The organism is Mesorhizobium sp. NZP2298 (assembly GCF_013170825.1).
Lineage (GTDB): Bacteria > Pseudomonadota > Alphaproteobacteria > Rhizobiales > Rhizobiaceae > Mesorhizobium.
Genome location: NZ_CP033365.1, coordinates 491,016 through 504,754, shown reverse-complemented (window position 1 = coordinate 504,754; position 13,739 = coordinate 491,016). Strand labels below are relative to the sequence as shown.

General features: G+C 64.3%; 13 protein-coding genes. 7 read left to right on the top strand and 6 right to left on the bottom strand.

Annotation, left to right across the window (positions count from 1 at the left end; all coding sequences use genetic code 11):
• Positions 1–35: 35 nt before the first annotated feature.
• From EB231_RS02270 to EB231_RS02260, 3 genes are all read right to left on the bottom strand, one after another.
• Positions 36–755, bottom strand: coding sequence for an MBL fold metallo-hydrolase (locus EB231_RS02270; RefSeq protein WP_172347404.1), 720 nt, complete (start codon positions 753–755; stop codon positions 36–38).
• A complete protein-coding gene (locus EB231_RS02265; protein ID WP_172347403.1) occupies positions 755–1,921 on the bottom strand; it encodes a diphosphate--fructose-6-phosphate 1-phosphotransferase in 1,167 nt (388 codons plus the stop codon). Before EB231_RS02265 ends, EB231_RS02270 begins: the two co-directional genes overlap by 1 nt.
• Before the next feature lie 185 nt (positions 1,922–2,106).
• A complete protein-coding gene (locus EB231_RS02260) occupies positions 2,107–2,874 on the bottom strand; it encodes a L,D-transpeptidase (protein WP_172347402.1) in 768 nt (255 codons plus the stop codon).
• Between the two features lie 238 nt (positions 2,875–3,112).
• On the opposite strand from EB231_RS02260, the gene EB231_RS35480 reads away from it, so the two are divergent.
• Both EB231_RS35480 and EB231_RS02255 read left to right on the top strand, forming a co-directional pair.
• Positions 3,113–3,235 carry a hypothetical protein gene (locus EB231_RS35480; protein ID WP_080680899.1) on the top strand — a complete coding sequence of 41 codons (123 nt, stop codon included), beginning with the start codon at positions 3,113–3,115 and terminating at the stop codon, positions 3,233–3,235.
• A gap of 157 nt (positions 3,236–3,392) precedes the next feature.
• On the top strand, positions 3,393–4,016 hold the full coding sequence (locus EB231_RS02255; protein ID WP_172347401.1) for a LysE family translocator: 624 nt from the start codon (positions 3,393–3,395) through the stop codon (positions 4,014–4,016).
• A 31-nt stretch (positions 4,017–4,047) separates the two neighbouring features.
• On the opposite strand, the gene EB231_RS02250 is transcribed toward EB231_RS02255, so the two are convergent.
• A complete protein-coding gene (locus EB231_RS02250; protein WP_172347400.1) occupies positions 4,048–6,825 on the bottom strand; it encodes an autotransporter family protein in 2,778 nt (925 codons plus the stop codon).
• Between the two features lie 225 nt (positions 6,826–7,050).
• Here EB231_RS02250 and EB231_RS02245 point away from each other — a divergent pair, with 225 nt between their 5' ends.
• Both EB231_RS02245 and xylB read left to right on the top strand, forming a co-directional pair.
• Positions 7,051–8,373: a tetratricopeptide repeat protein gene (locus tag EB231_RS02245; RefSeq protein ID WP_172347399.1), complete on the top strand. Its 1,323-nt coding sequence runs from the start codon at positions 7,051–7,053 to the stop codon at positions 8,371–8,373.
• Positions 8,374–8,454: 81 nt separating this feature from the next.
• Positions 8,455–9,909 carry a xylulokinase gene (gene xylB / locus EB231_RS02240; RefSeq protein ID WP_172352783.1) on the top strand — a complete coding sequence of 485 codons (1,455 nt, stop codon included), beginning with the start codon at positions 8,455–8,457 and terminating at the stop codon, positions 9,907–9,909.
• A gap of 32 nt (positions 9,910–9,941) precedes the next feature.
• Here the strand turns inward: xylB and EB231_RS02235 are convergent, their stop codons facing one another.
• On the bottom strand, positions 9,942–10,304 hold the full coding sequence (locus EB231_RS02235; RefSeq protein ID WP_172347398.1) for a nuclear transport factor 2 family protein: 363 nt from the start codon (positions 10,302–10,304) through the stop codon (positions 9,942–9,944).
• Between the two features lie 107 nt (positions 10,305–10,411).
• Between EB231_RS02235 and xylA the strand changes: the two genes are divergently transcribed.
• The 3 genes from xylA to EB231_RS02220 all read left to right on the top strand — a co-directional run bounded on the left by xylA (position 10,412) and on the right by EB231_RS02220 (position 12,688).
• Complete coding sequence (gene xylA, locus EB231_RS02230; RefSeq protein WP_172347397.1) at positions 10,412–11,737, top strand: xylose isomerase; 1,326 nt, start codon at positions 10,412–10,414, stop codon at positions 11,735–11,737.
• Between the two features lie 90 nt (positions 11,738–11,827).
• Complete coding sequence (locus tag EB231_RS02225) at positions 11,828–12,307, top strand: GNAT family N-acetyltransferase (protein ID WP_172347396.1); 480 nt, start codon at positions 11,828–11,830, stop codon at positions 12,305–12,307.
• A 177-nt stretch (positions 12,308–12,484) separates the two neighbouring features.
• Positions 12,485–12,688, top strand: a complete 204-nt coding sequence (locus EB231_RS02220) for a hypothetical protein (RefSeq protein ID WP_172347395.1) — start codon at positions 12,485–12,487, stop codon at positions 12,686–12,688.
• On the opposite strand, the gene EB231_RS02215 is transcribed toward EB231_RS02220, so the two are convergent.
• Positions 12,685–13,665: a GlxA family transcriptional regulator gene (locus tag EB231_RS02215; protein WP_172347394.1), complete on the bottom strand. Its 981-nt coding sequence runs from the start codon at positions 13,663–13,665 to the stop codon at positions 12,685–12,687. The genes EB231_RS02220 and EB231_RS02215 overlap by 4 nt on opposite strands.
• Positions 13,666–13,739: the final 74 nt, after the last annotated feature.

The window sequence follows — 13,739 nt, the reverse complement described above, 5'->3', positions numbered from 1 at the left end:
TCACCGCTCCTGGCGATGTGAAGGCTTTGCGAGGCTCAGATTTCGCCGGTTTGCTCGATGTAAGCCTTTGCAATCTCACGCATACGCTTGCGGTCGAAGCTCGGTCCGTGGCCGCCATGGCCGATGCGGATCGGCAGGTCGAGCAGCCGTTGCATGGTGCGGACATAGGCGGCCCTGTCGGAATCCGGCAGGCTGTCGATCAGCGTATCGTCGTAGATGGCGTCGCCGCTGAAGAACAGCCCGTCGGCCTCGTCGAACAGCGCGATCGAATCCGGCGAATGCCCGGGAAGATGCAGGACGCGGAATTGCCGGTCGCCGAGGTCGACCACATCGCCCTCGTCGAGGGTCCGCGTCAGCGGCGCCGCTGGGATCTTGTAATCGGCCGCCTTCCAGCCCGGCCCCGGCAGTTTCGAAACGGCGCCTTCGAGATCGTGGAACATGTAGGCGTAGGTCGCCGCCTCATCCATGCTCTCGAACTGCGCGGCACTCATCTTCGGTCCGGCCCGCCATGGAAATTCGTGCAGCGAGCCGACATGGTCGAGATGGATGTGCGTGGCGACGACCAGCAGCGGCTTGTCCCGCGGCGTCTCGATCTGCGGCGCCAGCGGACAGATGCCCATGCCGGTATCGACCAAAAGGTCGGCGTCGCGACCGCGCAGATGCCAGATGTTGGCGCGCACATAGTTATGCACGAACGGCTCGGTCAGCATCGTCGTCCTGTCGTCGACGATGCTCTTGCTGAACCAGCCTGACATTAGACGAACGGCTTCCCGACCTTGTACTTTTCCGGCACCAGCCGCTTGAGATAGGCCATGCCGGCGTCGGACAGCTGGCTGACATCGGGCTTCATGAAATTGTCCGGCATGTGGCGGGTCTTGCCGGCGACATTCTTCAGCGGCACCTTCTTCAGCACGGTCCTTGCGCCATCATATTGCAGCGCCACCGAGCCGCCACCCTGTTCGGCGACAGAGACCGCGAAGGCGCCGGCATCGAATGCCTCCCGCGCGTCGACGGCGCTGATGGCGCCGACATAGCCGCGCGGCATGTAGCCGAGTGCGTCGACGCGGGCCCGCTTGCCCGGGAGCCCATCGGCCAATGCCCGTTCCAGTGCGGCCGGCAGGTCGCTGCCCGACAATTTGACGTTGCCATGCTGGTCGCGTTCCAGTTTCTCCGGTGGCACCAGGCTCTCGACCAGTGCCTTGCCGTCGGCAGTGCTGACCCCTTCCGACACGGCGACGATACAGCGCTTGTGGCGATCGAGCGTCGCACGCACGTCGTCGATGAAACCGGCCGCGGAGAACGGCCGCTCGGGCACGTAGACGAGATGCGGGCCGCTGTCGGGATCAAGCTGCCAGGCCGCGGCGGCGGCAGTCAGGAAGCCGGCGTGCCGGCCCATGACGATGCCGACATAGATGCCGGGCAAAGCGCGAAAATCGAGGTCGACGGACAGAAAGGCGCCGGCGACGAACTCCGCCGCCGAAATGAAGCCCGGCGTATGGTCGTTCTCCTCGAGATCATTGTCGATCGTCTTGGGCGCATGGACGAAAGCAATGGAACCGCCGGCGGCGTCGGTCAGGATCTGCTGTGTGCCCGAGGTGTCGTTGCCGCCTATATAGATGAAGGCGTCGGCCCCGGCCTTCTGCAAGCCCTTGAGGATGACGTCGCAGTAGGCCGCGTCCGGTTTGTCGCGCGTCGAGCCAAGCGCCGCGCTCGGTGTCCCGGCAATCAGCCGCAGCCGGTCCTCGGGGATGGCCGAAAGGTCGACATAATTGCCGTCACGAATGCCGCGCACGCCATGGAGGGAGCCCAGCACCTTGGCGCCGGGATGCCTCTTGCGGATCTCCAGCGTGGCGCCGACAACCGTCTGGTTGATGACGGCGGTCGGGCCGCCGCCTTGCGCGATAACAAAAGTTCCGGCCATTCCTGACGTCTCCCGAGGCGATGGGTTTCAAGACACCTTCGCCTGTCTCGCGGCATCGCGCAACGGGGAGTCACGGCACGATCCCGAAAAATGGAAACCGGTTTTCTCGGACAGACGGTTTTCCGTTTGTTCAGAAATCATGCTCGGACAAGACGATAAAGCGGCCGCGTTGGCCGCTCGAAAGATCACATGACGACGACCGGGTTCTTCTTCGAAACGCGGCTGTAGAGGTCGATGATGTCTTGGTTGATCAAGCGCACGCAGCCCGACGACATCGCCTGGCCGATGCTCCACCATTCGGGCGAGCCATGGATGCGGTAGCCGGTATCCTTGCCGTCCTGGTATATATAGAGCGCGCGCGCCCCGAGCGGGTTGGTGAGGCCGCCGGGCTGGCCGCCCTGCCACTTAACCAGTTCGGGCTTGCGCTGGATCATCTCCGGCGGCGGCGTCCAGGTAGGCCATTCCCGGCCATACTGGATGTTGGCGCGGCCGGACCAGCGGAAGCCGTCCTTGCCGATGCCGACACCGTAGCGGATCGCGTCGCCACCCGGCTGGACGAGATAGAGCATGCGCTCCTTGAGATGGACGACGATGGTGCCGGGCGCTTCGCCGGTCGTGTCCACGACGATCTGGCGGCGGAATTCCGGCTTGACCTTCAGATACGGCACCTCCGGCACGTTAAAACCGTTGTCCGTCAACGCGGCATACATCAGGTCGGGGCTGGTGATGTTCTTGTCGACGCTGATCGACGGCCGCATCGGCGGTACGGAACCGGTGACCGTATTGTCGAGTTCAAGCGCCGGCATGCCGCCGCCGGAAGTCGAGCAGCCGGCGGCGCTGAGCAGCGCCAGCGCACCTGCCCCCGACAGGACGGCGCGGCGGGAAAGACGATGATCGGTTTCGATTGCGTCGCCGTTTCGTGGCGGCGTCAGACCTTGCGGCAACTCGCGCATATACCCAAACCTTACGCTGTCGGCGGGAAGCACGGTCCGGCCGGATAGCAGGCATTTTCATCATTCATGGTTGATAAAGCGTGAATGCCTTGCATCGCCTGCATTTGCGCGTTGCCTGGCCGGGTTCGGCCCTCCCGGGTGGCCGCCCACCGAGGGGGTCTGCACAAAAAGACCCAGCTCATGTCATAATCCCGGCGTCGGCGGCTCCTACGCAGCAAGCGATCAGCGAGGGGCCTCCATGTGCAAGACGTTAAAGACCGACATCAAGCTTTTTGCCGCTGCCATTGTCGCGGCCGCATTGGTCCTCGGTGCCAATGTCAGCCTGGCCGATATCGTGAGCACGCTGGGCGGCGCGAACTGACGCCAACCTGCCGTTCGCGCAATTGATGGCGCGGCAATTTCAGGAAAAATGCGCGGTGGTCTTGCGTCCGCAATCGCGCAAGAAACAAAGATCCTGCCCCTTTACATTCTCCCGGGACTGAGGATTTATCCTTTTCCTTAACCCAAGGGAGACAGACATGTCCTTCGAAAACTGGGCCGCTTTCGCCGCCGCGTCGACGATCCTTCTCATCATCCCGGGGCCGACCATTCTGCTGGTCGTGTCTTATGCGCTGGGCCAGGGCTGGCGCACCGCCCTGCCGATGGCCGTCGGCGTGGCGCTCGGTGACTTCACCGCCATGACCTTGTCGATGCTGGGCATCGGCGCGCTGCTCGCCGCTTCGGCTGGTGTCTTCACCATCCTGAAACTGATCGGCGCCGGCTATCTGATCTATCTCGGCGTGAAACTGTTCCGCGCCGGCGGCGCGCTGAAGGCCGAACCCCGGACCGATGCCGTATCGTCGGCAAAAATGATGGCGCATGCCTGGCTGGTCACCGCGCTCAATCCGAAAAGCATCACCTTCTTCGTTGCCTTCCTGCCGCAGTTCCTCGACCGGCACGCCGACTTCTGGACGCAGATGCTGATCTTCGAGGCCACCTTCCTGGCGCTCGCCTTTGCCAATGCCTTTGGCTATGCGCTGATCGCGGCACGCGCGCGAAACGTCGTGCGCAATCCCAAGGCGATCCGCATCTTCAACCGCACCGGTGGCACATTGCTGGTTGGTGCCGGCATCGCCACGGTGGCGATGCGTTCGGGCAATTGATGTCCTGACACGGGGTGAGGCCTGGAAGGCCTCACCATTTGACGCTGATTCCCAGATTGCCCTCGAGGATGCGCCGCTTGTCGCCGCCGAGATTGGTGGTGTAGTCGCCAGTGGCGAAGATGCTGACTTTGTCCGTCACCTTGGCCACGACGCCCCCGCCGAACTCGAACGAGGTCGACCTGCCCTCGGTCGTAATGTCGGTGGTGTCGAAGCTGACACGGTCGGTACCGCCGAAATCGTGCCAGATGTTGGCCTTGAGATAAGGCTGCAGCGCCATGCCGTTGATGACGGTCTCGCCCTGCAGCCGCGCACCCAGCCGGCCGCTGGCGCTATCGTCGGTGCCGAAGGAAAGGTCGTTGGTATCGTCGAGCGACATATGCTGCCAGACCAGTTGCGCCTGCGGTTCGAGCATCCAGCCCTGCGCCAGCGCAATGGGATAGCCACCTTCAAGTGAAGCGGTGACGCCTGTTCCGCCGACATCGATGCCGATGTCGCGCGACGATGTCGCGTCGCCGCCGAAGAAGGTGGCCATGAGGACACCATCGAGGTACCAGCCGCCCTGGCCGATGCGGGTCCAGTAGCCGCCGACGCTGGTGCCGTTGACGTCGAGGCTGCCGACGGACAGGTCGTTCCACCCCAGCGCCTGGCCGCGCACATCGCCCTTCATGCTGGCATAGGCGATGAACAGGCCGGCGCGATCGATTCCGCCCGAGGCGGTGTCGCGGCCGAACACGTCGAAGCCCGCCTGCAGGCCGAACAGGGTGCCGTCGAAGGATGGCGACACCGTCCCGGACCAGCCCATCTTGGCGTCCTGGCCATAGATGCGGCCCCAGACCGGCGACAGCTCCGGGTTCGACAACAGGCTTTGCTCGCCGCGCCGTTCATGGAAGGTGCCGAGCGTGGTCATCGCCAGGTGCTCGGCCACAGGCGGCAAGGCCGAATAGACCGGCACCTCGATGCGGTAGAGCACGATTTCCTGACCGGCCGCCGGTACCGGCAGGTCGGGCACGGCAGTCGGCACCACCGGTGGCGGCGGTGGCGGATCCGCCGGAGGCGCCGGTGGCGGTGGCGGCGGTGGTTCGGGTTGCGGGTCGCTGGTTTGCACCGGCGGCGTCGGGTCGACCGGCGGATTGTTGATGTCGCCCTCGCTCGGCGGCGGCGTCGGCGGCAGTTCGGAGGGCGGCGGAGGCGGTGGCTCGGCCGCCGGGGGCACCGGTTCCACCGGTGGCGAGGGCTCGAGCGTCGGTGGCGCCGCGGCCGGCGACGTCGGTGTTATCAGCGTCGAGCGCAGATACCAGTTCTCGTCGCTGCCGGCGCTGACGCCGCCCTTGAAAAGATAGTATTCGAAGGCGCCGGCGGCGACCGGCCCGTCGAGCGCGAAGGTCGAGGCGCCCGAGCTGGCGCCGTTGATGGCCTGGATGACCATGATGCCATCCTGCGTGGTCGCCGCGCCCGCGCCGCCGACATTGACCACGGAAATGCCGGTCGAGCCGGAAGCCGTCCCGCCTGACAGGACCAACTGGTCGGATGCGGAAGAGTCGTCGCCGAGTTCGGTCTGGACAAGCAGCACGCCGCCGGCGCCGACATAATTGCCCGAAATCGTCAGCCGGTCGGTCGCTCCGGTGGTGCCGTTGGTCAGGTCGATGCGCCCGGCATTGGTCACCTGCGCCAGCTGGCCCGCCGCGAAGGCCTGGATCGTCGAGTTGAAGCCGCCGCCATAGAGCGTGCTCGAAGCATCGACGCTGAGCGAGCCTGTGCCGGTGCCGCTGTCGCCGAGCACGAGATTGCCGTCGAGCATCAATTGCGTGTCGTTGGTGGCGTCGATGCTCTCCCAGTTCTGGACCCGGGCGATCCCGTCCAGCTTGACGTTGTCGAAGGTCAGCGCGTCGGTGCCAAGGCCGCCATTTATGGCATCCGTGCCGCCGAGATTGGCGTTGGTGAGGTTGCTCAGCCTGGCGGTATCGTTGTCGGCGCCGAGATCGACCGCGCCATAGATGATGCCGCCACCATTCCAGACGAAATTGTCGGAGCCGAAGCTCATCAGCACATCGCCACCGACCGTGCCGCCTGATATCGTCACACTGTCATTGCCGCCGCTGACGCTGATGTTGCCGCCGATCGTGCCGCCCGAGAGGATGATGGTGTCCTGGTCGAAGCCGGTGACGAGGTTGCGGTCGATGGTGCCGCCGGACATGTTGAAATAGTTCTTGTCGAGCTTCATGTTGACGCGGCCGATGCGGCCGCCGGTCATCACCGCGCGATCCCCATCGTCGAAGAAATCGACGATGCGCCCGCCCGTCATGGTGAAGGTGTCGAGCCCGTCGCCCTGGTTGAGCGACCCGATCTGGCCACCGCTCATGTTGAAGTCGTCGATGCCGGCGCCCTGCTGGACGTTGCCTGCGACGGTGCCGCCGCCAATGGTGAAGAAATCCGTGCCGTCGCCCTGATCGACCGTGCCGGTGATGGTGCCGGACTGCATGTTGATGCGGTCCGTGCCGGAGCCGAAAGTGACGTTGCCGCTCACCTGGCCGGTGCCGCCGGCGGGAAAGGTGAGCGTGTTGTCGCCGCTGGTGTCGGTGAGGCTGCCGCCTGAATCGCCGCTATCGCAGGTGAAGGTGGTATTTCCCGCCGATGGAATCAGCACGCAGGCCGCGAAAGTCGCGGAACCGGGCAGCAATACAAACGCTGTAGTTGCAAGTAAGCTAATAAACCATGGTCGAATTTGCGCCGGCCTTCGCCGCGACAAAGAAATCAGCCTATCATCGCTCCCAGAACGGCTGTTCGGAAGCTGTATTTCAAAATGCCGCATCGCGTCCCCTCTCAGATCGCGATTACAAGCCCTTTGCCGCGCCGCAATGAAGCCACAATCCGTTCAATTTTACAAAGCCTAATCTGCTCGCCATGGTTGATGAATTGCGAAATCTACTGGAATCAGTGTGCGCGGCGCATGGTTGGCGCGTCCGTGACCCATGCTTTAAGATCGCGTTGGACCGAGGAGCATCGTGCCCGCAACACGCCGGTCAGGGGATTTTGCATGGCGATCAGGGATCCATTCGACCTGGCACTTTCGGGTGCGACGCAAGCGGGATTCGTGCCCTATAGCCAAGCGGTGCGCCAATTGCAGTGCTTCATCGGCGATCCGGTGGCTTCCGTCGATCGCGCCATCGCGCAGGACCCCGGTTTTGTCATGGCGCATGTCTTCAAGGGCTATCTCTTCGGGCTTGCCACCGAACGTGAGGCGACGGCCGTGGCCAGGGCCTGCCACGAGGCGGCGTTGCCGCTTGCGGCGACAGCGCGCGAAGAGGCGCATGTCTCAGCTCTCGGTCACCTCGCCAACGGGCGCTGGCATGACGCCGCCAGGATCCTTGAGGACATCGCCATCGAGACCCCACTCGACGCCGTGGCGCTGCAGGTCGGGCACCAGATCGACTTCTTCACCGGCAATGCCCGCATGCTGCGCGACCGCATCGCGCGCGCCTTGCCATCCTGGCAGAGCGGCATGCCCGGTTACCATGCCATGCTTGGCATGCAGGCCTTCGGGCTGGAGGAGATGGGTGACTATATCAGGGCCGAGAAACTCGGCCGCATGGCGGTCGAGATCGAGCCGCGCGACGGCTGGGCGCAACACGCCGTCGCCCATGTGATGGAAATGCAAAGCCGGCAAAGAGACGGCATTGCCTGGATGCGCGCCAACCCCGAAGCGTGGACGAAGGAAAGCTTCCTGCAGGTGCACAATTGGTGGCATCTGGCGCTGTTTCACTACGATCTCGGCGAGACCGACCAGATGTTGGCGCTCTACGACGGGCCGATCTACGGCACACCATCAACGATGGCGCTCAATATGGTCGATGCGTCGGCACTCCTGTGGCGACTCCATCTCGGCGGCGTCGATATCGGCGATCGCTGGGCAGCGCTGGCCGCCAATTGGCCGGGGGCCGGCGCCGGCGACTATGCCTTCAACGACGCCCATGCGATGATGGCGTTTGTGGGCGCCGGGCTGGATGCCCCGGCCCGGACCTTGCTAGAGGCACAGCGCGAGGCCATGCGTGGCGGCGACGACAACGCCGCCTTTACCCGGGATGTCGGCTATCCCCTGACGCTGGCGATCAAGGCGTTCGGCGAACGCAACTACGCCGAGGCCATACGCCTGATCCGGCCGATCCGCGCGATCGCCCACCGGTTCGGGGGAAGCCATGCGCAGCGCGACGTCATCGACCTGACGCTGATCGAAGCCGCGCTGCGAGCTGGGGACGGCGTGCTCGCCAGGGCGCTCGCGGCCGAGCGGTCGATGGCGCGGCCGGACAGCCCGCTGTCGGTCCTGTTTTCACGACGCGCCGCCGATTTGTCAGAGAATTGACCCGGAGCGGATCTTGCCTTAAAAACTGGCTCGGCCAGATTTTTTCGAGATCCGAAAAAAATAATGGCGTGGGAGGAAAACATGTATCTCGGCCTCGACCTGGGCACGTCGGGCGTCAAGGCGCTGCTGATCGATGCCGGACAGAATGTCGTCGGCTCCGGCCATGGCGCGCTTGACGTTTCGCGGCCGCATCCCGGCTGGTCCGAACAGGATCCGTCGCACTGGATACGCGCCTGCGAAGACGCGATCGCCGAATTGAAGGCTTCCTATCCCAAGCAGTTCGCGGCGGTGAAAGGCATCGGCCTGTCGGGCCAGATGCATGGCGCCACCTTGCTCGATGCGGCCGATCACGTGCTGCGGCCCTGCATCCTGTGGAACGACACGCGCAGCCATGTCGAGGCGGCCGCACTCGACGCCGATCCGCGCTTCCGCGCGCTCACCGGCAACATCGTCTTTCCTGGCTTCACCGCGCCCAAGCTCGCCTGGGTGAAGAACAACGAGCCCGCGGTCTTCGCCAAGGTTGCCAAGGTGCTGCTGCCGAAGGATTTCCTGCGACTTTGGCTCTCCGGCGAGCACATTTCGGAGATGTCGGATTCGGCCGGCACGTCCTGGCTCGATGTCGGCAAGCGCCGCTGGTCGCCTGAACTGCTCGCCGCCACCGCCCTTGACGAGAAGCAGATGCCGTCCCTGGTCGAGGGCACGCAGAAGGCTGGCGGGTTGCGTGCCGAACTCGCGTCGAAATGGGGCGTCGAGGCCGGCATCCCGGTTGCCGGTGGCGCCGGCGACAATGCGGCTTCCGCCTGCGGCATGGGCACGGTCGGCGCCGGCCATGCCTTTGTCTCGCTCGGCACGTCGGGCGTGCTGTTTGCCGCCAACGCGTCCTATCTGCCCAACCCGGCAAGCGCGGTCCATACCTTCTGCCACGCGCTGCCCAACACCTGGCATCAGATGGGCGTCATCCTGTCGGCGACCGATTCGCTCAACTGGCTGTCCGAGATCACGGGCAAGGGCGCTGGCGAACTGACCGCCGAACTGGGGGATACACTGATGGCGCCGAGCGGCGTGTCCTTCCTGCCCTATCTTTCCGGCGAGCGTACGCCGCATAATGATTCCGCCATTCGCGGTTCCTTCACCGGCCTGGCGCATGAATCGAGCCGCGCGGCGCTGACGCAGGCGGTTCTGGAGGGCGTCGCCTTCGCCTTCCGCGACAGCCTCGAGGCCCTGAAGAAAGCCGGCACCACACTGACGCGCGTCACCGCGATCGGCGGCGGCTCGCGCTCGCGCTACTGGCTGAAATCGATCGCCACCGCGCTGCAAGTGCCGGTGGATATTCCAGCCGACGGCGATTTCGGCGCCGCCTTTGGCGCCGCCAGGCTTGGCCTGATCGCGGCGACCGGCGCCGATCCGCTGGCCGTCTGCTCCGCGCCCAGGACGGATGCCACGATCGAACCGGATGCCGGGCTCGGCGGCGCCTATGCGGACGCCTATCACCGCTACCGGGCGCTGTATCCGGCTATCAGGGGCGCCACGGCGTGAGCGGTTTCTCGCACACGCCGCGGCTCGGCAACTCACTGCGCCGGCACCTTGTCGAGGAACCCGGTGATGCTCTTCAGGCGGCCGTTCTCGATGACACCGATGTCGGTGCCTTCGATGATGGAAGGTGTGCCTTCCGGGCCGAGATTCCAGGAGAAGCGGATCTTGTCGGCGAACCCGTCCGGCGTGCCCTTCAGCGAGAACCGGAAGCCGGCAAAGCGCTGGTGCACGCCGTCGATCAGCGCCGCGACGCCATCATGGCCGTCGCCCTGCATCAGCGGGTCGCGATAGCTGACGTCTTCGGTGAAGGTCGCCTTGAGCAATTCGGCGCGGCGGCTGGCATCGCTTTCGTTCCAGGCGGTGATGTAGCCCTCGGCGATTGCGTTGAGGTCGGTCATGGTCCGTCTCCTTTGTTTGTTGACATCAGCCTTTTCGACCGGTGCAGGACCGAAACCAATTACGCCTGAGGTAATCAGGGCGAACTATTCGAGAGAGGACAGAAATCATGAGCAGCGGATTTTTCGGCGACATCCAGAAGATCAAATATGAGGGGCCGGATTCGACCAATCCGCTGGCCTACCGGTTCTATAACCCAGACGAGGTCGTGGCCGGCAAGCGGTTGGAAGACCATCTGCGCTTCGCTGTCGCCTACTGGCATTCCTTCGCCTGGCCGGGCGGCGATCCGTTCGGTGGCCAGACTTTCGACCGTCCCTGGTTCCCCAAGGCCGGCGGCGTCGACACGATGGAATTGGCGAAACTCAAGGCCGATGTCGCCTTCGAGATGTTCTCGCTGCTCGGCGCACCATATTTCTGCTTCCACGACGCCGATGTCCGGCCCGAGGGCAAGGATTTTTCCGAGAGTGCCGCCCGCCTCGATGAGATCGCGGACTACTTTGCCGGCAAGATGAAGCAGACCGGCGTAAAGCTGCTCTGGGGCACGGCGAACCTATTTTCGCATCGCCGCTTCATGTCGGGTGCCGCCACCAATCCGGATCCGGATGTCTTCGCCTATGCGGCGGCGACCGTTAAAAGCTGCATCGACGTCACCAAGCGCCTGAAGGGCGAGAACTACGTGCTGTGGGGCGGGCGCGAAGGCTATGAGACGCTGCTAAACACCGACCTCGCCCGCGAGCAGGAACAGGCCGGACGCTTCCTCAGCCTCGTCGTCGACTACAAGCACAAGACCGGCTTCAAGGGCACCATCCTGATCGAGCCGAAGCCGCAGGAGCCGACCAAGCACCAGTACGATTACGACGTCGCCACCGTCTACGGCTTCCTCAAGCGCTTCGGCCTGGAGAAGGAGGTCAAGCTCAACATCGAGCAGGGCCATGCCATCCTGGCCGGCCATTCCTTCGAGCACGAGCTGGCGCTGGCCAACGCGCTCGGTGTCTTCGGCTCCATCGACATGAACCGCAACGACTACCAGTCGGGCTGGGACACCGATCAGTTCCCCAACAACGTGCCGGAGATGGCGCTGGCCTATTATCAGGTCCTGCAGGCCGGCGGCTTCAAGACCGGCGGCACCAATTTCGACGCCAAGCTGCGCCGGCAGTCGCTCGATCCTCAGGATCTGCTGATCGGTCACATCGGCGGCATGGATTCCTGCGCGCGCGGCCTCAAGGCAGCCGCCCGCATGGTCGAGGACAAGGCGTTGTCCGCGCCGCTGGCAGAGCGCTACGCCGGCTGGAACACCGCCGAGGCCAAGGCAATGCTGTCGGGCAAGCGCACGCTGGAGGAGATCGCCGAACGCGTGGTGAAGAAGAAGATCGAGCCGCAGCCGCGCTCCGGCCGTCAGGAGCTGTTGGAGAACATTGTCAACCGTTACGTCTGACGCCTGACTTCTGGACCGATATCTGCCCGATGTGGCTGAAAGCCGCCGTGATCGCCTTTTGCTAGTCCGCTCCCCAGAAGGGAGATGACAATGGCAAACGGGCGGATCACGGTACGCAAGGCGCGGCTGAGCGATCTTGTGGCTCTCAAAAAGGTGCTGCGGGAGACGTTCGAGGGCACCTGGCTGCCGCACATCTCCCAGGCATCGGCACAGCGCTATGTCGAGACCGATCTTGGCGGGCACTACGTCGAGGAGAGCTGGCCGGAATTCACCATTGCCGAGATCGATGGCGAGATTGCCGGCCTGATCCATTGGCGCGGCGATTTCATCGAGGCTTTGCATGTCAGGGCCAGCCATCAGGGCCAGGGGGTCGGTGGCAGGCTGCTGGCGCACGCCGAACAGGCTATCCGCGCTGCCGGATTCCGCCAGGCTCGGCTTGAGACCGATACGTTCAATGAGCGCGCCCAGAGTGTCTACAAGGCGGTCGGCTATGTCGAGAAAGATCGCTATCCCGACGATGAATGGGACAGCGGTTTCACCACCGTGCTGTTCGAGAAGCGGCTAGGCTGAACGTCACCTGATTCGAATTTTGGCGTGCGGAACGGCTTTGCGCCAAAGCGCTCATTTGGCGACATGGTTTTGCCCCTGGCCGCCCCTCAATGACCTCGCTCTTGCCTTCAAACTGCCGTCACGTATCTCGTATAAGAGTGACGTTGTGGCGGGTGAAAAGGAAGGAGGCGAACCGATATGCAGCACGAACGCGAAATCGACGCCCTGCTCTCATCCGGTGAGACCGGATCGATCATCGACCGGCTGATGGCGCTGCCGCGGCCGACCGACGACGTGAAAAACGAATGGGATCGCGCCGTCAGCAGCCGTTTTGAAGTCCGTCTTGTGAGGCAGATGCGCTCGCAGATCGACGCTGGCACCGATCGTCGGAACGCGGCTTAACCCCGACGAAGCCTGACCGGGGCTTCGCCAAATGCTCTTGAAAACGCTCTGGAAAATGCCGCGGCGGAGGAGAATCCCGTCCGCCCGGCAATATCCGCCATCGCCACCCTGGTGTCGACCACCAGCCGGCGCGCCGCGCCCAGGCGCAGCCTCAGATAATAGGCGCCAGGCGTCTCGCCGATCGACTTGCGAAAGATGCTTTCCAGGGTCCGCGCCGTCACGCCGGCGCGCTTTGCTATGGCTTCTATGGTGAGCGGCTGGTCGACATGCGCTTCCATCAGCCGGATGGCCTGCGCCAGGCGTGGATCGTAGCCGTCGAGCCGGCCAAGCGAGACCAGCGGCTGCGCGTCGGTAGCCACCCGCGCCTGATCGTAGATGAACGCGCTTGCCACATCCAGCGCCACGGCCATGCCGAGACGGGTGCGGATCAGGTGCAGCATCAGGTCCAGCGTCGGCGAGGCGCCGCCGGTGGTGAAGACCGGCCCATCGATGATGTATCGATCAGGGCGCACGTCGACGCCTGGAAAGGCCGACGAAAAATCCTCCATGTCCTCCCAATGGGTGGTGGCGCTGCGCCCCTCCAGCAGGCCGGCGCGCGCCACCAGCCATGTACCCGCCTCGACGCCGCCACAGGCGCGAGCCGAGCGCGCCGCGCGGCGCAGGCCGGCGAGCAAGGCCGACGTGGCATAGTTCTGCGTGCCGAAGCCCGCGACCACGACCAGGACATCGGTTGGCTCCGTCGCATCGAACCGGCCGCTGACCGCCACGGGCAGGCCGCATGTCGTGACCGGTGCCTCCCCGGTCACCGAAACCAGCTTGAAGTCGAACAGGGTTTCGCCGGCAATACGGTTGGCGGCACGCAGCGGATCGACGGCGCATGCCACGCACATGATGGACGCCCCGGAGAACACCAGCAGCGTCACCCTGAGCGGCGACTGCTCGGCACGAAAGATTGTCGCTTTTTCGTTTTTTATCATGTCATCTTCGTAAAGCGCAAAGCAGTCCCCTGCAAGTCGCGCAATGTTATGCCTCTGTTCGAATTGGGAGGAGA